General features: G+C 67.8%; 18 protein-coding genes. 7 read left to right on the top strand and 11 right to left on the bottom strand.

Annotated elements, in window-relative coordinates; genetic code table 11:
- Window positions 1-18 precede the first annotated feature (18 nt).
- Both RZR99_RS12595 and RZR99_RS12590 read left to right on the top strand, forming a co-directional pair.
- Window positions 19-1,209 carry a gamma-butyrobetaine dioxygenase gene (locus RZR99_RS12595; protein WP_407655440.1) on the top strand — a complete coding sequence of 397 codons (1,191 nt, stop codon included), beginning with the start codon at window positions 19-21 and terminating at the stop codon, window positions 1,207-1,209.
- A 217-nt stretch (window positions 1,210-1,426) separates the two neighbouring features.
- The gene (locus RZR99_RS12590) at window positions 1,427-3,466 is read left to right on the top strand and encodes a M3 family metallopeptidase (RefSeq protein ID WP_323120096.1); all 2,040 of its coding nucleotides are present in this window, start codon (window positions 1,427-1,429) and stop codon (window positions 3,464-3,466) included.
- A gap of 110 nt (window positions 3,467-3,576) precedes the next feature.
- Here the strand turns inward: RZR99_RS12590 and RZR99_RS12585 are convergent, their stop codons facing one another.
- Complete coding sequence (locus tag RZR99_RS12585) at window positions 3,577-4,470, bottom strand: LysR family transcriptional regulator (protein ID WP_323120095.1); 894 nt, start codon at window positions 4,468-4,470, stop codon at window positions 3,577-3,579.
- An 83-nt stretch (window positions 4,471-4,553) separates the two neighbouring features.
- Between RZR99_RS12585 and RZR99_RS12580 the strand changes: the two genes are divergently transcribed.
- The 4 genes from RZR99_RS12580 to infA all read left to right on the top strand — a co-directional run bounded on the left by RZR99_RS12580 (window position 4,554) and on the right by infA (window position 6,666).
- Window positions 4,554-5,342, top strand: coding sequence for an NAD(P)H-dependent oxidoreductase (locus tag RZR99_RS12580; RefSeq protein WP_323120094.1), 789 nt, complete (start codon window positions 4,554-4,556; stop codon window positions 5,340-5,342).
- Window positions 5,343-5,631: 289 nt separating this feature from the next.
- On the top strand, window positions 5,632-5,835 hold the full coding sequence (locus RZR99_RS12575) for a cold-shock protein (protein ID WP_323120093.1): 204 nt from the start codon (window positions 5,632-5,634) through the stop codon (window positions 5,833-5,835).
- A gap of 236 nt (window positions 5,836-6,071) precedes the next feature.
- On the top strand, window positions 6,072-6,212 hold the full coding sequence (locus tag RZR99_RS12570) for a hypothetical protein (protein ID WP_323120092.1): 141 nt from the start codon (window positions 6,072-6,074) through the stop codon (window positions 6,210-6,212).
- A gap of 184 nt (window positions 6,213-6,396) precedes the next feature.
- Window positions 6,397-6,666: a translation initiation factor IF-1 gene (infA, locus tag RZR99_RS12565; protein WP_323120091.1), complete on the top strand. Its 270-nt coding sequence runs from the start codon at window positions 6,397-6,399 to the stop codon at window positions 6,664-6,666.
- Here infA and RZR99_RS12560 read toward each other — a convergent pair.
- From RZR99_RS12560 to RZR99_RS12550, 3 genes are all read right to left on the bottom strand, one after another.
- Complete coding sequence (locus tag RZR99_RS12560) at window positions 6,653-6,784, bottom strand: hypothetical protein (RefSeq protein ID WP_323120090.1); 132 nt, start codon at window positions 6,782-6,784, stop codon at window positions 6,653-6,655. The two genes, infA and RZR99_RS12560, sit on opposite strands and share 14 nt — an antisense overlap.
- 200 nt (window positions 6,785-6,984) lie before the next feature.
- Complete coding sequence (locus RZR99_RS12555) at window positions 6,985-8,139, bottom strand: MFS transporter (RefSeq protein WP_323120089.1); 1,155 nt, start codon at window positions 8,137-8,139, stop codon at window positions 6,985-6,987.
- On the bottom strand, window positions 8,136-8,906 hold the full coding sequence (locus RZR99_RS12550) for a DeoR/GlpR family DNA-binding transcription regulator (protein WP_323120088.1): 771 nt from the start codon (window positions 8,904-8,906) through the stop codon (window positions 8,136-8,138). The genes RZR99_RS12555 and RZR99_RS12550 overlap by 4 nt, the downstream gene beginning before the upstream one ends.
- A gap of 573 nt (window positions 8,907-9,479) precedes the next feature.
- Between RZR99_RS12550 and RZR99_RS12545 the strand changes: the two genes are divergently transcribed.
- The gene (locus RZR99_RS12545) at window positions 9,480-10,031 is read left to right on the top strand and encodes a GNAT family N-acetyltransferase (RefSeq protein WP_323120087.1); all 552 of its coding nucleotides are present in this window, start codon (window positions 9,480-9,482) and stop codon (window positions 10,029-10,031) included.
- A gap of 275 nt (window positions 10,032-10,306) precedes the next feature.
- Here RZR99_RS12545 and RZR99_RS12540 read toward each other — a convergent pair whose 3' ends face one another.
- The 7 genes from RZR99_RS12540 to RZR99_RS12510 form a co-directional block, all read right to left on the bottom strand.
- Window positions 10,307-10,621 (bottom strand): DUF4148 domain-containing protein, encoded by a 315-nt coding sequence (locus tag RZR99_RS12540; protein WP_323120086.1) that lies wholly within the window; start codon window positions 10,619-10,621, stop codon window positions 10,307-10,309.
- Window positions 10,622-10,848: 227 nt separating this feature from the next.
- The gene (locus RZR99_RS12535) at window positions 10,849-11,835 is read right to left on the bottom strand and encodes an oxidoreductase (RefSeq protein WP_323120085.1); all 987 of its coding nucleotides are present in this window, start codon (window positions 11,833-11,835) and stop codon (window positions 10,849-10,851) included.
- 204 nt (window positions 11,836-12,039) lie between these two features.
- On the bottom strand, window positions 12,040-12,330 hold the full coding sequence (locus tag RZR99_RS12530; RefSeq protein WP_323120084.1) for a DUF3331 domain-containing protein: 291 nt from the start codon (window positions 12,328-12,330) through the stop codon (window positions 12,040-12,042).
- A gap of 319 nt (window positions 12,331-12,649) precedes the next feature.
- Window positions 12,650-12,934 carry a hypothetical protein gene (locus RZR99_RS12525; RefSeq protein ID WP_323120083.1) on the bottom strand — a complete coding sequence of 95 codons (285 nt, stop codon included), beginning with the start codon at window positions 12,932-12,934 and terminating at the stop codon, window positions 12,650-12,652.
- A 132-nt stretch (window positions 12,935-13,066) separates the two neighbouring features.
- Window positions 13,067-14,452, bottom strand: coding sequence for a heavy metal sensor histidine kinase (locus tag RZR99_RS12520; RefSeq protein ID WP_323120082.1), 1,386 nt, complete (start codon window positions 14,450-14,452; stop codon window positions 13,067-13,069).
- Complete coding sequence (gene irlR, locus RZR99_RS12515) at window positions 14,449-15,123, bottom strand: heavy metal response regulator transcription factor IrlR (protein ID WP_323120081.1); 675 nt, start codon at window positions 15,121-15,123, stop codon at window positions 14,449-14,451. Before irlR ends, RZR99_RS12520 begins: the two co-directional genes overlap by 4 nt.
- Window positions 15,124-15,129: 6 nt before the next feature.
- Window positions 15,130-18,396: an efflux RND transporter permease subunit gene (locus RZR99_RS12510; RefSeq protein WP_323120080.1), complete on the bottom strand. Its 3,267-nt coding sequence runs from the start codon at window positions 18,394-18,396 to the stop codon at window positions 15,130-15,132.
- Window positions 18,397-18,424 lie beyond the last annotated feature (28 nt).

Raw genomic sequence — 18,424 nt, 5'->3', positions numbered from 1 at the left:
CGTTCGAGGAGAGAGACGATGCAGCCGATGGACAGCAGGATCGAGGACTGGCGAACGTTTTCCCGTCCGGAGACGATTGCCGCGGCCACCCCGGGCGACGAACTGGTCTCGCTCGACTGGAGCGACGGCAGGCAATCGCCGTTTCACTTCGCGTGGCTGCGCGACAACTGCGCGTGTACTGCATGTACGCATGCGCTGACGCGCGAGCAGGTGTTCGAGATCGTCGATGCGCCCGACGACCTGCGTGCGCGCGAGGTGGCGGTCGGGGCGGACGGCGCGCTGCACGTCGAGTGGTCGGACGGCCATCGCAGCGCCTATCCGGCGGGATGGCTGCGCGCGCATGCGTATGACGACGCGTCGCGCAACGAACGCCGCCGCGCGCACTTCGTGCAGCGATGGGAGGCGAGCGCCGCCGATGCGCTCGGCACGTTCGGCTGGCAAGACGTGATGAGCGACGATGCGGCATTGCACGCGTGGCTGTCTGCGCTGGCGCGCACCGGGCTGACGCAGTTGCGGGACGTGCCCGCCGAGCCCGGGCGCGTGACGGAAGTCGCGCGCCGCATCTCGTTCGTCCGGGAAAGCAACTTCGGTGTGGTGTTCGACGTCGTGTCGAAGCCGCAGCCCGACAGCAATGCGTATACGTCGATCAATCTGCCGCCGCACACCGATCTGCCGACGCGCGAGCTGCAGCCGGGCGTGCAGTTCCTGCATTGCCTGGCGAACGAGGCGCGCGGCGGCGACAGCCTTTTCATCGACGGCTTCGCGCTCGCGGATGCGCTGCGTGCGCAGCACCCCGACGATTTCGCCGTGCTGGCATCGACGCCGTTCGCGTTCTGGAACAAGAGCGCGACGAGCGACTATCGCTGCTCCGCGCCGCTCATCGCGCTCGATGCGCGTCAGGAAGTGATCGAGATCCGGCATGCGAATTTCCTGCGCGGGCCGCTCGACGCGCCGGCCGCCGCGGTGCCGTCGATCTATCGTGCGTATCGCCGTTTCCTGGCGTTGACGCGCGAGCCGCGCTTCCGGATGCAGCAGCGCTTGCGTGCCGGCGACATGTGGGCGTTCGACAACCGTCGCGTACTGCATGCGCGCACCGAGTTCGATCCGTCGACCGGCCGCCGGCATCTGCAGGGATGCTACGTCGATCGGGACGAAGTGCTGTCGCGGCTGCGGATGCTGGAGCGCGTGTTGCGGCCGGCTTCGGCCTGAGTCCGGGCGTGCATCGGACGCCCGGCCGATGCACGCTTCGAAAGGTTTTTGTATGAGTGTGAAGCGCCGCTGAAACAAGGCGGCGAAAGCGGTGCCGGTGCTGCGCCGCGGTAGAGCGCGGCCCCCAGTGACGGTGGCGCGCGAGGGGCGCATCGGAGCGCGGCGTTGTCTTATCATGTCGGCTCTCCACACCCTGGCGCCCACAAGGCGGACCGAGATGACCGACCACAGCAACCCGCTGTTGCAGGACTGGCATACCCCGTACCAGTTGCCCCCCTTCGAGCAGATCAGACCCGAGCACTTCGCTCCCGCCTTCGCCGCGCTGTTCGCCGACCATCTGGCGGAGATCGACGCGCTCGCGGCCGACCCCGCCGCCCCGACATTCGCCAACACCGTGGCCGCGTTCGACGCCACCGGCTCCCGGCTGGAGCGCGTGCGTCTCGCCTTCGAGAACCTGTGCCTGTCCGAAGCGCCGCCCGAGTTGCAGGCGGTCGAGCGCGAGATGGCGCCGCTCCTGGCCGCGCACGACAGCCGGGTGTCGATGCACGCGGGCTTTTTTGCCCGGCTCGACGTGGTCCACGGGCAAGCCGCGACGCTCGAGCTGAACGAGGAGCAGCAGCGTCTGCTGCAGCGCGTGCATACCGATTTCGTGCGGGCCGGCGCGACGCTGCAAGGCGCCGCGCGCGCGCGTTTCGCCGCGATCGCCGAGCGGCTGGCCGACCTGCATACCCAGTTCTCGCAGAACGTGCTGGCCGACGAATCCGGCTACCGTCTGCCGTTGCAAGACGAGGCCGATCTCGCCGGCCTGCCCGACTTTCTCCGCCAGGCCGCGCACGGTGCCGCGCGGGAACGCGGGCTGGACGGCTACGTGATCACGCTGTCGCGATCGCTGGTGGAGCCGTTCCTGACCTGGTCCACTCGCCGCGATCTGCGCGAGGCCGCCTGGCGCGCGTGGAGCAGCCGCGGCGAAACGCCGGGACGCGACAACCGTCCGCTGGCGAGCGAAATCCTCGTGCTGCGGCAGGAGCAGGCGCGTCTGCTCGGCTACGACAACTTCGCCGACTACGCGCTGGCCAACCGGATGGCCGGCACGCCCGCCGCCGTGCATGCGTTGCTGCAGCAGGTGTGGGAGCCCGCGAAGGCGAGCGCCGCGCGCGAGCGGCAGGCGCTGGTCGAGCAGGCGGCCGCGCTCGGCGAGCCGACCGACATCGAGCCGTGGGACTGGCATTACCTGGCGGAAAAGGTGCGCGTGGCGCGCTATGCGCTGGACGATGTCGAGGTGAAGCCGTACTTCAGCCTGGAGGCGATGCTGAACGCGATGTTCGATTGCGCCGGCCGTCTGTTCGGCGTGCGCTTCGTCGAGCAGCACGGGGTCACGCTGTATCACCCGGACGTGCGGCTCTGGGAAGTGCTGCGCGGCGACGAACGGGTGGGGCTGTTCCTCGGCGACAACTATGCGCGGCCGAACAAGATGGGCGGCGCATGGATGAGCAATTACCGGAATCAGACGCGGAACGGCGTCGAGGCGATTCCGGTGGTGGTGAACAACAACAACTTCGCCCGTGGCGGCGACGGCCCGACGCTGCTCAGTTTCGACGACGTGCGCACGCTGTTTCATGAGTTCGGTCACGGCCTGCACGGGCTGCTGTCGAACGTGAGGTTCCGCCGCCTGTCCGGCACCTCCGTGCCGCAGGACTATGTCGAGCTGCCCTCGCAGCTGCTGGAGAACTGGGCGACGGTGCCGGAGGTGCTGGCGAAGCACGCGCGCCACGTGACGACCGGCGAACCGATCCCGGCGGCGCTGATCGAGCGGATCCGCGCTTCGCAGATCTTCAATCAGGGATTCTCGACGGTGGCTTACGCGTCGTCCACGCTGGTCGATCTGGCGCTGCACCTGCATCCGGACCCCGCCGGCATCGACATCGCCGGCTTCGAGGCGCAGGAGTGCGCGCGTCTCGGCGTGCCGCGCGAGGTGGGGATGCGGCATCGCCTGCCGCACTTCGGGCACATCTTCAGCGGCGCGCATTACGCGGCGGGCTACTACGTCTACATGTGGGCGGAGGTGCTGGAGGCGGAAGCCTTCGATGCGTTCGAGGAGGCGGGCGACGCGTTCGATCCCGCGCTGGCCGACAAGCTGCAGCGCTATATCTACAGCGCCGGAGACAGCCGCGAGCAACGTACCGCGTTCCGCGCGTTCCGCGGCCGCGATCCGCAGGCGGCACCGATGCTGCGCAAACGGGGCCTGCTCGCGGCCTGATGCCGGGATCGGCGTGCGGCAAACCGGAGGCGGGCGCGATGACGCCCGCTTTTTTTCGGGTGCTCGCCGGCGTCGCGGCGCGCTCCGCTGCCCGGATCGCGCCGCGTGCCTCACACCGCGTTCGCGATGTGCTCGCGCAGCCATTGGTGCGCGGGGTCGCGATGGATGCGCTCGTGCCAGAGCATCGACATCTCGTAGCCCGGCACGTCGACCGGGGGCTCGACCGTTTTCAGCATGCGGTTGCCGCGCACCAGGCGCTCGGGCGCCATCGCAACCAGATCGGTGCTGGCGAGGACCGATATGACGAACAGGAAGTGCGGCACGGACAGCGCGACCCGGCGTTCGGCGCCGGCCTCCGACAGCGCCCGGTCCGTGACCCCGTGAAAGCCGCCGCCGTCGGGCGATACGATCACGTGTTCGAGCGCGCAGAACTGCTTGAGCGTGGGCCGCCGTTGCAGGCGCGGATGATCCGCGCGGCCGGTCAGCACGTAGCGCTCCTGGAACAGTACCCGGCGGCGCATGCCGGGCGGCGCGTCGTCGCTGGTGTGGAAGGCGAGATCGATCTCGCCTTGTTCCGCCTGCCTGGCGATCTGGGTCGGCGCGAGCTCCAGGACGGCGAGCCGGGTGCCCGGTGCCGCCGCGCGTAAGCCGTTCATCGCCGGCAGCAGGATCGTCGATTCGCCGTAGTCCGTCGCGGCGACACGCCAGGTCCGGGTCGCGCGGGCGGGATCGAAGGGACGGGAGGGCGACACCGCGGCTTCGAGGGCTTCCAGCGCCAGCCGCAACGGCTCGCGCAGCGCGTCGGCCCGTGATGTCGGCCGCATGCCGCGCGGCCCGGGCAGCAGTAGCGGATCGCCGAGCAACTCCCGCAGCTTCGCCAGATGCACGCTCACCGAGGGCTGGGAGAGATTCAGCCGTTGCGCCGCGCGGGTGACGTTGTGTTCCGAGAGAAGGACGTCCAGCGTGATCAGCAGATTCAGGTCCAGCTGTCTGATATTAAGCATGACAATACCTGGAATAATAGAAATTCATTTCAAATATACCTGACGGATATCTATGCTGCGGCTTTCAACCCCGGAGGCGCGTCATGAATGTTCTGCTCGTCTATGCCCATCCCGAACCCCGTTCGCTGAACGGGGCGCTCAGGGATTTCTCGGTTGCGCGGCTCGAGGAGGCCGGGCATGCCGTCCAGGTGTCCGACCTGTACGCGATGAAATGGAAGGCGCCGCTCGATGCCGACGACGGCATGGCCCGATCCGACGATGCGCGCTTCGATCCGTCGCTCGATTCGAAGCGCGCGTTCGAGCGCGGCCTCCAAAGCGAGGACATCGCGCGCGAACAGGACAAGCTGCGCTGGGCGGACGCGGTCATTTTCCAGTTTCCGCTGTGGTGGTTCTCGATGCCCGCGATCATGAAGGGCTGGGTGGAGCGCGTTTATGCCTATGGCTTCGCCTACGGTGTCGGCGAGCATTCCGACACCCGCTGGGGCGCGCGTTACGGGGAGGGCACGCTGGCGGGCAAGCGGGCGATGCTGGTCGTCACGGCGGGCGGCTGGGCGTCGCACTACGGGCCGCGCGGCATCAACGGGCCGATCGACGACGTGCTGTTCCCGATCCATCACGGCATCCTCTACTACCCCGGTTTTGACGTGCTGCCGCCCTTCCTGGTCTATCGGACGGGCCGGATGGACAGCGCCCGATTCTCGGCGGTCCGCGACGCGCTGGGGCAGCGGCTCGATACGCTCGGCACGACCGCGCCGTTGCCGTTTCGCCCGCAGAACGCCGGCGCGTACGACATTCCGGCGCTCACGCTGCGCCCGGAAATCGCGCCGGACCGCACGGGCTTCGCCGCGCATCTCGCCTCGCCCGGAGCGTGAGGCGGGGCGAAGTGGGGCGAGCCCGGTGAGCCGCTGCGAATGCGCCCGCCCGGGCGCCCGGAGAGGCCCTCGGCAAGCCTTGCCGGGGGCCTCTCGCACAGTCGAGCCAGACCGAAATGACTTGACATAAGTGCCGCAACAGCGTAGGTTCCGTGGTTGAAGTATTCAAGAAGCTCGATTGATCATCATTGGCCGCCTCCGGCGGTATTCGTTGTCCTCTCCCTCCTTGATCTTCTCTCCCGCTCCCTTATCGGGGAGCTAACATTCATTTCGTTTTCAAGGAATCTTCATGGATACCGGTACCGTCAAGTGGTTCAACGACAGCAAGGGTTTTGGCTTCATCACGCCGGACAAGGGTGGCGAAGACCTGTTCGCGCACTTCTCCGAAATTCGCGGCGACGGCTTCAAGTCCCTCGCTGAAAACCAGAAGGTCAGCTACGAAACCAAGCGTGGCCCGAAGGGTCTGCAAGCAGCGAACATCACGCCGCTGTAAGTCGTAGGTCTCGGTCCCGCATGCGGGACCGCTGCTGTAGCGTACTTCGCATAGCACTTGCCTTCGTTGCGGGCGCCGTACTCCGTTACGGCGCCCGTTTCGCTTCCAGATGTCCTGCGCCCCGGTACGCATGTCGTCCATGCGCGATGAACTGGCGGCAACCGCGCGCGTCCCCCGATGCGCGGCCGGATGCGTCATGCATTGCGATCCCGTGATCGTTTCACCAGGAGGACACCATGGCCAAAGGTCAGTTGCGTGGCAACAAGGAAGCGAAGAAACCGAAGCAGGTCAAGCCCAAACCGGCGCCCGGCGCGGTTTCGGGTTGGGCGACGCCCGCCAAGGCGCCGCTTTCCGACAAGCCTCGCGAAAAGAAGTAACGCCCTCGCCATGTGACGGCGCGCGGGGCCGGCTGCCCGGCTCGCGCAGGATGCGCCCGTCACCTCTGCATTCGTGCGCAAGCCGCACGCGCAAGACATTCGGCCGTGAAGCCAGACCCTGGTTCGCAGGGGGGACGGCATACCGTTGCGGCCGCCGTCAATCACCTTGTTTTGGAGAATTGATTTGGCAAAAGAAGAACTGCTGGAACTGGATGGCGTCGTGGACGAAGTGCTGCCCGACAGCCGCTATCGCGTCACGCTGGAAAACGGCGCGGTGGTCGGTGCATACGCATCGGGCCGCATGCGCAAGAACCATATTCGTATTCTCGCGGGCGACCGCGTCACGCTGGAACTGTCGGTCTACGATCTGACCAAGGGTCGTATCAACTTCCGGCACAAGGACGAGCGCGCACCCGTGCGTACGCCCCGCAACGGCGGGTTCAACCGTCGCTGATCCACGGCGACCGAGGGACGTCCGCGTTGCGGACGTCTTCCAAGGGGCTGCAATTCATGCAGCCTTTTTTTTCGTCGACAGGATCGGCGCCGCGCTGCTCGCGCAGTGTTTCGAGCATGCCGGAGGATCAGGCGTTTGCCGCCATGTCGCCACCCGGTTGGTGGCATCGCACGAAGCGCGGCGAGGGGAGCGGCATGACGCGCGTGAGTTGTCCGTGCCGATCGGCTTGCGCGCATACCTCGACCGGTGTTGCCCCACGGCGTGATGCGGCGACGCAATCGCGATCCTTTCCGTCTCGCTGCGCGCCGCGAGCCGCCGCTAGTTCGCCGCCGTCGCCGGACCGGCGCGCCGCACCGCCTGGCCGCCCGTCAGACAGACCACCAGCGCGGCCGCCAGCAGCACGAACAGCGCCGCTCGCAGGCCGACGAAGCCCGCGCCGAAACCGATCATGGGCGGGCCGATCAGAAAGCCGGCATAGCCGGCCGTCGCGGCCATCGATACGCCGACCGCCGGCGTCAGCGTCGAGCGCCCCGCCGCGCTGAAAATCACCGGGACGATGTTGGCCAGGCCGATGCCGACGAGCGCGAAGCCGATGCAGGCGGTGACGAGGTTCGGCCAGCCGAGCACCAGTGCGAGGCCGGCGGCCGCGACCAGACCGCCGACGGCGACCACCTTGCTCGAACCGAAGCGGCGCACCGACAGATCGCCGACGATCCGGCACGCCGCCATCGAGAACGCGAACGCCGAATAGCCGAGCGCCGCGACGCCGGGTTCTCCGTTCAGGGTCGAGCGCAGGAACACGGCGCTCCAGTCGGCCACCGCGCCTTCCACCATCATGCACAGGAACGCGAGTCCCGCCAGCTTGACGACGCCCGCGCCCGGCAGCGTGAACCCGCCGGACGGCGCGGCGGCGCGCGGCCCGATGTCGCGCAGCGCGGCCACGGCGGCGCAGGCCACCAGCGCGCCGATGAACAGGTCGGGCAGTAGCAGGCCGCTGACGGCGCCGCCGCCCCGGCTCTGGATCAGCGCGCCCGTCGCGGCGCCGAGCAGCCCGCCCGCGCTCCAGGCGGCGTGAAACGACGACATGATCGGCGAGCGCCATTGCGCCTCGATCGCGCTGGCATGCCCGTTCATCGAAACGTCGAGCGCGCCGTTGGCCGCGCCGAGCGCCAGCAGCACGATGCACAGCACCGCCATGTCGGGCGCGAGGGCCGGCAGCGGCAGCGCGACCACGAATGCCGCCCCGAGCAGCGCGGTTGCGCGTCCGCTGCCGAAGCGCGGCGCAAGCCGCCCCGCGAGCGGCATCGCGACGATCGCGCCGAGCGCGAATGCGAACAGCGCGATGCCCAGTGCGGTGTCCGAGAGCGCGAGGCGTTCCTTGATGCGCGGCACCTCGACGGCCCATGCGCCGATCCCGAAGCCGTTGGCGAGAAATATCGCGAGCGTCGCGATGCGTTCGTCGAGCGGCTTCATGACCGGGCCACCATCACGGTATCGCAGACCTTCTTCAGTTCCGCCACGCGCTTTTCCGCCAGACCCGCCTCGACGATCAGCGTGTCGATCGCGGCGGCGGGTGCGACGACGAACGGCGCGGACGTCATCAGCTTCTCCGAGGTCATCGCAACGGCGACGAGGCTGCTGGCCTGGATCATCGCGCGCTTCAGTTCGGCATCCTCCGCGTCGAAGGCGGCGATGCCCTCGACCGGATCGAGGGCGCACGCGCCGAGAAAGCACAGATCGGCCTTGATCTGCTGGACCTGCAACAGGGCGGTCGAACCCACGGCGCCGCCGGCCTGTCTGCCGACGCGTCCGCCGATCAGGATCACGTCGAAGCCGGGGCGGTCGATCAACTGCGCGCACGCCCGCGGCGAGTTGGTCACCACGGTCAGCGATGCGTTGTCCGGCAACGCCGCCGCGATCGCGATATTGGTCGTACCGGCGTCCAGCAGGAGCAGTTGCCCGGGCCGCACGATCGACGCGGCCGTCGTGGCGAGGGCGGCCTTGCGGGCGACGTTTTCGTGCAGCCGGTCGGCGACCGGCCGGTCGGCCGGCGAGATCAGCAGTGCCCCGCCGTACACCCGCCGGCAATGCCCCGCATCGGTCAGATCGCGCAGATGCCGCCGGATGGTGTGCTCGGAGGTGCCGAGCTCGGCCGCCAACTCCGCCGCCAGCACGCGCCCCTGCGTGCGCAGCCGCGCCAGAATGAGCCGTTCACGTTCGTCGGGCAGCAGCCCGTCCACTGCATCCTGTCTGGTTCGCTGCATCGGGGAATCTCGCTCCGTCATGAATCGATCATAATCGAGCATAAGTTATCGTAAACGGATATCCCGTGCAACGCTTCGCTTTCGGGGCAAGAACAGGGACATCGCTTGGCGGGGCATGCGACGAGCCGGGCGTCGCGCGGGCTTGCTCACATCGGGCCGGCGGCGTCGCGCAACGGCGGTCATCTCGACGGCACCGGCGTCGGCCGCGGCGATTGCGTAGACGATCGGCGCCGCCATATCGTGGCGGCCATGGCCGGATTCGCCGGAGCGGCGGGTATGAGGATCGAGGCAAGCGGACATGAGCGCCCGGTTGCGGGTTGCTTCAGGACCTTCACGGTGCGATGAAACCGGCCGTAGCGATCGCGGCAACGCGCGGGTGGTCATCATGCGAATGATGATCGCACGGCCCGATCGACCGGAATATCGGGTTACCTTCGCGGCTAGGCGCAGGGTTGCGGCGGAGCACCGCGCCGCTTTCCCGGACGGCGCGGCTCGCGCGTTCGGTCAATCATCGGCGGCCGTGCGGGCGCCCGTTCGAACAGGAGCGTCATGGCGCATCTCGATGACACGATCATTCGCACAGATCGTTTCGCGCTGCATCCATTGAGCGTCGATCATGCGGCGGGCATGATCGACGGACTGCGCGATCCGCGCAGTTACGATTTCATCCCCGACCTGCCGCCCGACAGCGTCGAGGCGCTGGCGGCGCGTTATGCGTGCCTGGCGAACCAGCGGTCGCCGGACGGAACGGAGATCTGGCTGAACTGGGCAATCGGCGCGGCGCACGGGCCGTCGCTGTTCGGTTATGTCCAGTGCACGGTCCGGCCCGCCGACGCGTCCGCGCTGATTGCCTATCTGGTCTTTCCTGCACATTGGCGGCAGGGCATCGCCGCGGAATCGGTCTCGGCCGCGATCGCGCACGTGCTGGCGCGCTATCCGGTCGCCCGGATCGAGGCGGTGATCGATACCCGGAACGTCGCGTCCATCGCATTGGTCGAGTCGCTGGGATTCGTGCGGACCGGGTTCGTCCGGTCTGCCGACGAATTCAAGGGGGCGATCAGCGACGAGTACGACTATGCGTACTGCCCGCCGTCGGGCTGACGTAGCCGGCGCTTGTGCCGGAACGTCCCGTTTTCGTGCATTCCCCATCGAACCTATCCTTACATGATCTGTAAGGATGGTGGCTGCCGACATCCCGGCACCGATGCCCGGGTGCTCCCCTGAAAAAGCGCCCGGGCGCATCGCGCCCGGGCGGAAGCCACCCCGTCAGGAGCGGCGGAGGTATGGGGCTGGATACGACGACGAGCCCGGCTGGCGGGCTCGTCGAGGGAATGCGCGGGGACGGCGGGCTACCCGCAAGCGGGCAGCCGGGACGCTTACTGACCGAAGAAGATCGAGTCGCGTGCCGGGTGGGTCGCGGCGGCGGTAGCCGGGCTACCCGCGCGCACCGTCGGCGCGGCTTGGGCGCCGTAGCCGCTGGTGTCGGCGGCGCCGTTGGCGCGGGCTTCCGCGGACTGGATGTCGTCCGGATAGTACGGGCTCGACACGCCCGGGTGGTAGCCGGCCTTCTCCAGCTGAACCAGTTCCGAGCGCACTTCCGCGCGGGTCACGGGCTGGCTGGTTTGGGCGAATGCGGCGAACGAAGCGGACAGGGCAGAAGCGGCGACGACTGCATAAACGAGCGATTTCATGATGACCTCCGAATGTTTTATTGACTTCGCTTTCGACACCTTGTCTTGAGCGATTGACTTCATCGTAGTCGCCGGAGGCTTAGGGGTAAACGCTGGTTTTTAGTATAGATTTTTACAGAAATCGCAAAAGTAAGAATGACCAGAGACCGTTCGCCGCATTGGCCGGAAATCCGCCTTTTCTTCGCAGAAATGATGGCGCGAGGCGGTATTGTCCGGCCGGAATTGCGTCAGGACGGATGCCGTGACGCGGCTGGCCGGGCACCGCCCGAGCGCATGCCGGACGGCGGCGCGCCGAGGTAGCGCACGCCGGTCAGCGCTTCCGATTTTTCCCATAGACGGGTGCACATCGACAGATCGCGCGCGTGATGCGGGATGCGCGCCTCGGCCGGATAGCCCCGAGTCTCGAACAGGTGCGAGGGGCCGATGTACGCCCCGCCCGACAAGTCCTGCGATGTGGCCGCGAGGATCGCGGGCAGCGCGCCGATCTCGGCGGGCTGTGCGACGAGCCGGTTCGACCAGCGCATCGCGAGGGTGCCGAAGGCGGACTGCTCCATCGCCGGTCCGGCGAACTGCAGGTTGGTGGCCGCGTAGCCGGGATGCGCGGCGACGCTCTGCGCGTTGATCCCGGCGTGCTCGAAGCGGCGCTGCAGTTCGAGCGTGAACATCAGGTTCGCCAGCTTGCTGTCGCAGTACGCGCGGTACTTGTTGTAGCCGTGCTCGGCGAGCATGTTGTCCAGCCGGATCTTGCCGAGCCGGTTGAAGCCGCTCGACATCGTCACGACACGCGGGCGGCGCGCTTCCCGCAGCGCGGGCAGCAGCAGGCCCGTCAGCGCGAAATGACCGAGGTGATTGGTGCCCATGTGCATTTCGAAGCCGTCGCGGGTGCGGCGCAGCGGCAGGAACATCACGCCGGCGTTGTTGCAGAGGATGTCGACCCGGCCGTGGCGCTGGCTCACCGCGTCGGCGAAGCGGCAGATCGACGCGAGATCCGCGAGATCGAGCGGTTCGACTTCGACGCGGGCCTGCGGATACCGGCTGCGGATCGCGTGAACGGCCGCCTGGCCTTTCTCGATGTCGCGACATCCCATCACGACCAGCGCGCCCTTCGCGGCCAGCGTGGCCGCGATCTGCCAGCCGAGGCCGCTGTTGGCGCCGGTGACTACCGCGACCTTGCCGCCCTGCGGCAGGATGTGTTGTGTGCTCCATGCGTGCATCGTCGTCTCCGTTGGCCGCGCCCTCGGGCGCTTGGCTGGAATACGGTGCATCGGAGCGGCGGGGGCTGAACGATTCCGGCAGCCTGCTGCCTCGCACACCATTACATTGAATAATGTAACGGTAGTGCGGTCGGCCGGCGGAAACAAGCGGCGAACTAGAGATCCGGTTCTAACCGAGCGAGCGGTGCGTCGACGCGAGCGGCGTTACTTCGCGCCGACCAGCCCGAGCACCTCGGCGGCCGAGATCATGGCCGCCGCGTTGGCGGGTGCCGGCCGCTCGGCGGGGCGGAACACTTCGTCGCCGCGCTGGATCACCTGGTGCGACAGCGCGCAGGTGCCGGTGCGTTGCGCGAACCGGCGGCGCCAGCGCTGTTCGCCGTAATGGCAGCGGCCGGGTTCGACCCAGCGCACGACGAGCAGCGTATCGGAGCGTTCGAGGATTTCGACGTGAACGTCGTCGGGATCGAGCACAGGCAGGGAGTTGGAGGACTTCATTTTGCCGTTTCCTAAAGCTCGTGCGGTTTCGGCCTAGGCAGTAGTTGCAACTGCTTTCCGTCGATTCCGTAGCGGTTTCCATGAGAGGGTGCGCTCAATGTAAGCGCCCTCGCGCGGAAAAAACATCCTGCCTGGATCAAATTACTTTTTGCCGATTTAGAAACAATCGGCTTTGAATCCGGTTACCGGCCGGCACGAAAAAAACCCCGGACCGTGAGGTCCGGGGCGTCAAAAGGTGGGCCGCACGGTTGGCGTCATACTCGCATAGACGCCGGGGTGAGGACCGCGTGGGATGGCCCACCCGCGTGGACGTCGGGCTTCAGGGCTGGCTGTACATCGAGCGCCCGTTGATGGTGAACGGATCGTGGTCGGCGCGCAGCCCGGCGGGCGTCGCGCGCTTGCCGGCCTGGGTCGCGCCGGCGGTGTTCGCGCCGTAGCTCGACTGTGCATAGTCCGGCGCGGCGGTGCTCTCCTGCGCGACGGTGCGCGGCGCGGCGGCTCGCGACGGCGGGTAGTCGTGATCCGCGTCCGCGAATGCCGGCGCGGCGCCGAGACTCGACAGCAGCACGACGGCTGCCGCGGCAAGCGTGGCTGACTGTTTCATGGTGGGCTCCTTCCTGATCGCCTTGGGGTTCGTGAGCGGCCGGTCTCGCGGGCGAGGCCGGCCTCTGTCGTAACGGTTCCCATCATGCGACGGCGTGCCCGCTGGCAACGTGACGTCAACATGACGTTTCTGTCAGATGCGCCGGTGCGGGAAGTGCAGCGAGAAGGTGGTGGCGACGTTCGGCGTGCTGACGACCGCGCAGCGGCCGCCGTGCGCCTGCAGGATCGACTGCACGATCGCAAGTCCCAGCCCCGTGCCCGACGCGGAGTTGTGGCGCGACGGATCGACCCGGTAGAAGCGGTCAAAGATGTGGTCGAGGTGCGCCGCGCCGATGCCGGGGCCGCGGTCGGTGACGGACAGCACCGTCTCGTCGCCGCGCGGGTCGATGTCGATCGTGACGGTGCTGCCGCGCGGCGCGTGCGCGAGCGCGTTCGACACCAGGTTCGACAGCGCGCGCTGCAGCAGCAGCGTGTCGGCGGTGACGAGCGCGCGGCCGGCGACGTCGAGCCGCACGCCCGCTTCGTCGGCGATGAACTCGTAATAGCCGGCGACCCGCTCCGCTTCCTCGCGCGCGTCGAGCGGCTTCGGCGCGAGGCGCTGCTGCGCGTTGTCCGAACGCGCGAGGAACAGCATGTCCTCGACCATCCGCGACAGCCGCCGGTATTCGTCGATGCCCGATTCGATCACCGCGCGGTATTCGTCGGCGCTGCGCGGCTTCGACAGCGCGACCTGGGACTCGGCGAGCAGGTTGGTGAGCGGGGTGCGGATATCGTGCGCGAGGTCCGAGGAGAACTGCGACAGCTGGGAGAACGAGCGCTCGAGCCGCAGCAGCATCTCGTTGAACGCGCGGCTCACCTCCCGCAGTTCGCCCGTCATGCCGGCCTCGGGCAGGTGCTCGTTCAGGCGGCTCGTCGAGATGCGCTGCGCCTTCTGCACGAGATGGCGCAGCGGACTCAGCCCGAGCGCGGAAATGCCGTAGGCCAGCGCGGTCATCAGGACGATGCCGCCCACCTCGATCACGAGGATCGTGATGAACAGCGTGTGCAGCAGCAACAGGTCGCTCGACGCGTTGTACTGGATCACGACTCGTACCGCCTCGCCGGTGCCCCGCGCGAGCGGCACGGTCGTCGCCAGGTAGCGCATCGGCAGCTCCGAATCGAGACGGCGCAGCACGTCGGCATCGGCATCGAACGACGGCGGCACGTCGAGAAAGCCGGGGCTGCGCATCAGCACGCGGCGCTGCGCGTCGTACAGCGCGACGTCGAGATCGCCGTGGCCGTGCAGCTTGTCGAGCCAGAAGCGCGGCTGCGCGGCGACCTCGCCGGTCGTGTTCATCTCGCCGAGGTGGCCCTGCAGCGCGGCCAGCAGGCTGTCCATCTGCGCATCGGCCTGCTGTTCGACGCGCACCCGCAGCGATTCGTACAGCAGCAGTCCGCTGATCGCCAGCACGAGCGCCGTGCAGATCGCGAACGAGACGGTGAGGCGCAGGCGCAGCGTCGAGGGAAAGAGGCGGTTCATGCGGGGCGGACTTCCAGGACGTAGCCCATCCCGCGCACGGTATGGATCAGCTTCGGCTCGTAGTCGTCGTCGATCTTCGCGCGCAGCCGGCGGATCGCGGCGTCGACGACGTTGGTGTCGCTGTTGAAGTTCATGTCCCAGACCTGCGACGCGATCGTCGCGCGCGGCAGCACTTCGCCCTCGCGGCGCATCAGCAGCCACAGCAGCGTGAATTCCTTCGCGGTCAGGAGGATCGTGTCGCCTTGACGGGTGGCCTTGCGGCGCGTCAGGTCGAGTTCCAGGTCCGCGACGCTCAGCTGGGTCGATTCGCGCGGCTTGCCGCGCCGCAGCAGCGAACGGACCCGCGCGAGCAGTTCGACGAAATCGAACGGCTTCACGAGGTAGTCGTCGCCGCCCAGCTCGAGGCCGCGCACGCGATCCTCGACGTTGTCGCGGGCGCTGAGAAACAGCACCGGGGTGGCGCGCGAGCGCCGCAGGCTCTCCACGACGCTCAGGCCGTCGCGGCCGGGCAGCATGATGTCGAGAATGATCAGGTCGTAATCCTCGGTCTCCGCCTGGTGCAGGCCGGTGATGCCGTCGTCGACCCAGTCGGCGACGAAGCCCGCCTCGTTCAGTCCCTTGCGCAGATACGTGCCGGTCTTCGGTTCGTCTTCGACGATGAGAATGCGCATGTTTGCTTACCTCGATGAAAGGCCCAGCCGCTTCAGCAGCCGTTCCGGCACGCGGCCCGCCAGTTTCGCCGCGAGCGTCTGCCGCAGCGAATACGTATAGGCGAGCCGGTACAGCACGGGCAGCACCAGCAGCGTGAGCATCGTGGACGACAGGATACCGCCGATCACGACGGTGGCGAGCGGGCGCTGCACCTCGGCGCCGGTGCCGGTCGCGAGCGCCATCGGCACGAAGCCGAGCGACGCGACCAGCGCGGTCATCAGCACCGGCCGCAGCCGGGTGATCGCGCCTTCCTGCACGGCCTCCGCAAGCGGGCGGCCTTCTTCGCGCAGGTTGCGGATGAACGAGATCATCACGAGCCCGTTCAGCACCGCGACGCCGGACAGCGCGATGAAGCCCACCGCCGCCGAGATCGACAGCGGAATGCCGCGCATCCACAGGAACACGATGCCCCCCGACAGCGCGAACGGAATGCCGGTGAATACCAGCAGGCCGTCCTTCACGTTGTTGAACATCATGAACAGCAGCACGAACACCATCAGCAGCGCGACCGGCACGACGACCTGCAGCCGCGCGGTGGCGCTCTGCAGCTGCTCGAACTGGCCGCCCCACGAAATCCAGTAGCCGGACGGAATCTTCACGTCGCGGCGGATGCGCTCCTGCGCGTCGGCGACGAACGAGCCCACGTCGCGGCCGCGCACGTTCGCGCTGATCACGATGCGGCGCTTGCCGTCCTCGCGGCTGATCTGGTTCGGGCCGGGCGTCACGTCGACGGTCGCCAGCTCCGACAGCGGCACGAACTGCGAGCCGGCCGCGGCGCCGTTCGCGACCCCCGTGCCGCTCGCCGGCGTGACGCTGAATGCGGAGGGCGCCGCGCCGGCTACCCCGGCGGGCAGCGCGATCGGCAGCCGTTTGATCGCGTCGATGTCGGAGCGCAGCTCGTCCGGCAGGCGCACCACGATGTCGAAGCGGCGGTCGCCCTGGAACAGCGTGCTGGCGGTCTTGCCGCCGATCGCGGCGGCGATCGCGTCCTGCACCTCGCCGATGTTGATGCCGTAGCGCGCGAGGCGGTCGCGCTCGAGATTGACGGTCAGCACCGGCAGGCCGGTGGTCTGCTCGACCTTCGCCTCGGAGACGCCGGGCACCTTCTGCATCGCGTCGAGAATCTGCTTCGCCGAGTCGTTCAGCACGGCCATGTCGTCGCCGAACAGCTTGACGGCGACGTCGCTGCGCACGCCGGAAATCAGCTCGTTGAAACGCAGCTGGATCGGCTGCGAGAACTCGTAGACATTGCCGGGGAGCTTTTCCAGCTCCGCTTCCATCTCGGTGCGCAGCGTGTCGCGCGACTTCTTCGGATCGGGCCAGTCCTTGACCGGCTTGAGCATGATGTACGCGTCGGACTGATTGGGCGCCATCAGGTCGGTGGCGACTTCGGCCGTGCCGGTGCGGGCGAACACGCGCTCGATCTCCGGGAAGCGCGCCTTCAGCGTGGCTTCGAGCGTGCGCTGCATCTCGAGCGACTGGGTGAGGCTCGTCCCCGGCACGCGCAGCGCCGAGATCGAGAAATCGCCCTCGTTGAGGCTCGGGATGAACTCGCTGCCGAGCCGCGTCGCGAGCAGCGCGGTGACGACGACGATCGCGCCGGTGCCGATCAGCACGCGCTTCGCGTGGCGCAGGCAGGCGGCGAGCAGCGGCTCGTAGGCGCGCCGCGCCCAGGTCATCAGGCGGTTTTCCTTCTCCTGGACCTTGTCGCCGATGAACAGCGCGACCGCGGCGGGGATGAAGGTGACGGTCAGCACCATCGCGGCGGCGAGCGCCATCACGACGGTCGTCGCCATCGGGTGGAACATCTTGCCCTCGACGCCCGTGAGCGCGAAGATCGGCAGGTACACGACCATGATGATGATCTGGCCGAAAATCAGCGCGCGGCGCGCTTCCTGCGACGCGGAGAACACCTCCGCGAAGCGTTCCTCGCGGGTGAGCGGCCGGCCGATCGCCGACTGCGCGTGCGCGAGCCGTCGCACGCAGTTCTCGACGATCACCACCGCGCCGTCGATGATGATGCCGAAGTCGAGCGCGCCGAGGCTCATCAGGTTCGCGCTCACTTTCGCGTTGACCATCCCGGTGAACGTCATCAGCATCGACAGCGGAATCACCAGCGCGGTGATCAGCGCCGCGCGGATGTTGCCGAGGAACAGGAACAGGATCGCGATCACGAACAGCGCGCCCTCGAGCAGGTTCTTCTTGACGGTCGCGACCGCCTTCTCGACCAGCACCGTGCGGTCGTAGACGGGAATCGCCTTCACGCCCGGCGGCAGCGAGCGGTTCACCTCCACCATCTTCTTCGCGACCGCGTCCGCGACCGTGCGGCTGTTCTCGCCGATCAGCATGAACACGGTACCGAGCACGACCTCTCGGCCGTTCTCGGTGGCCGCGCCGGTGCGCAGCTCGCGGCCGATCTCGACCTGGCCGATGTCCTTCATCCGCACCGGCACGCCGCCGACGTTGGTCAGCACGATGTTCGCGAGATCGTCGACCGACTGCGCCTGGCCGGGCACGCGCACCAGGTACTGTTCGCCGCGCTTCTCGATGTAGCCGGCGCCGACGTTGTCGTTGTTGATCCGCAGCGCGCGGACCACGTCCGCGAGCGACAGCCCGTACGACATCAGCTTCGCCGGGTTCGGCGCGATCTGATACTCCTTCACGAAACCGCCGATCGAGTTCACCTCGGTCACGCCGGGCACGTTGCGCAGCTGCATCCGCACCACCCAGTCCTGCAGCTCGCGCAGGTCCATCGGCGTATAGCGGCTGCCGTCCGGCTTGCGCGCGGTTTCGTCGGCCTCGACGGTCCACATGTAGATTTCGCCGAGGCCGGTCGAGGTCGGTCCCATGATCGGGGCGACGCCTTCCGGCAGGCGGTCCTTGGCCTGCTGCAGCCGCTCGTTGACGAGCTGCCGCGCGAAATAGATGTCGGTGCCGTCCTTGAAGATCACCGTGATCTGCGAGATGCCGTAACGGGAGATCGAGCGCGTCTGCTCCAGATGAGGCAGGCCCGCCATCACGGTTTCGAGCGGGTAGGTGACGCGCTGCTCGACCTCGAGCGGCGAGTAGCCGGCCGCGGGCGTGTTGATCTGCACCTGCACGTTGGTGATGTCGGGCACGGCGTCGATCGGCAGCTTCTGGTAGCTGTAGACGCCGAGCGCCGCCGCGCTGAGGACGGCGAGCAGCACGAGCCAGCGGTGCGCGATGGCGAAGCGAATCAGGCGCTCAAACATTCGAAGAATCCTATGGGTGAAAACACGG

It is taken from the genome of Burkholderia alba (assembly GCF_034721475.1).
Lineage (GTDB): Bacteria > Pseudomonadota > Gammaproteobacteria > Burkholderiales > Burkholderiaceae > Burkholderia > Burkholderia alba.
The sequence above is the reverse complement of the archived record's forward strand: the minus strand, read 5'-3'. Positions and strand labels throughout refer to the sequence as shown.

Coding starts and splice junctions, on each gene's coding strand:
- RZR99_RS12585 (WP_323120095.1), bottom strand. CDS start 4,470: ATGCTTAATATCAGACAGCTGGACCTGAATCTGCTGATCACGCTGGAC.
- RZR99_RS12530 (WP_323120084.1), bottom strand. CDS start 12,330: ATGAAGTCCTCCAACTCCCTGCCTGTGCTCGATCCCGACGACGTTCAC.
- RZR99_RS12555 (WP_323120089.1), bottom strand. CDS start 8,139: ATGAAGCCGCTCGACGAACGCATCGCGACGCTCGCGATATTTCTCGCC.
- RZR99_RS12510 (WP_323120080.1), bottom strand. CDS start 18,396: ATGTTTGAGCGCCTGATTCGCTTCGCCATCGCGCACCGCTGGCTCGTG.
- RZR99_RS12580 (WP_323120094.1), top strand. CDS start 4,554: ATGAATGTTCTGCTCGTCTATGCCCATCCCGAACCCCGTTCGCTGAAC.
- RZR99_RS12590 (WP_323120096.1), top strand. CDS start 1,427: ATGACCGACCACAGCAACCCGCTGTTGCAGGACTGGCATACCCCGTAC.
- RZR99_RS12525 (WP_323120083.1), bottom strand. CDS start 12,934: ATGAAACAGTCAGCCACGCTTGCCGCGGCAGCCGTCGTGCTGCTGTCG.
- RZR99_RS12575 (WP_323120093.1), top strand. CDS start 5,632: ATGGATACCGGTACCGTCAAGTGGTTCAACGACAGCAAGGGTTTTGGC.
- irlR (WP_323120081.1), bottom strand. CDS start 15,123: ATGCGCATTCTCATCGTCGAAGACGAACCGAAGACCGGCACGTATCTG.
- RZR99_RS12570 (WP_323120092.1), top strand. CDS start 6,072: ATGGCCAAAGGTCAGTTGCGTGGCAACAAGGAAGCGAAGAAACCGAAG.
- RZR99_RS12560 (WP_323120090.1), bottom strand. CDS start 6,784: ATGCTCGAAACACTGCGCGAGCAGCGCGGCGCCGATCCTGTCGACGAA.
- RZR99_RS12540 (WP_323120086.1), bottom strand. CDS start 10,621: ATGAAATCGCTCGTTTATGCAGTCGTCGCCGCTTCTGCCCTGTCCGCT.
- RZR99_RS12595 (WP_407655440.1), top strand. CDS start 19: ATGCAGCCGATGGACAGCAGGATCGAGGACTGGCGAACGTTTTCCCGT.
- RZR99_RS12520 (WP_323120082.1), bottom strand. CDS start 14,452: ATGAACCGCCTCTTTCCCTCGACGCTGCGCCTGCGCCTCACCGTCTCG.
- RZR99_RS12535 (WP_323120085.1), bottom strand. CDS start 11,835: ATGCACGCATGGAGCACACAACACATCCTGCCGCAGGGCGGCAAGGTC.
- RZR99_RS12545 (WP_323120087.1), top strand. CDS start 9,480: ATGGCGCATCTCGATGACACGATCATTCGCACAGATCGTTTCGCGCTG.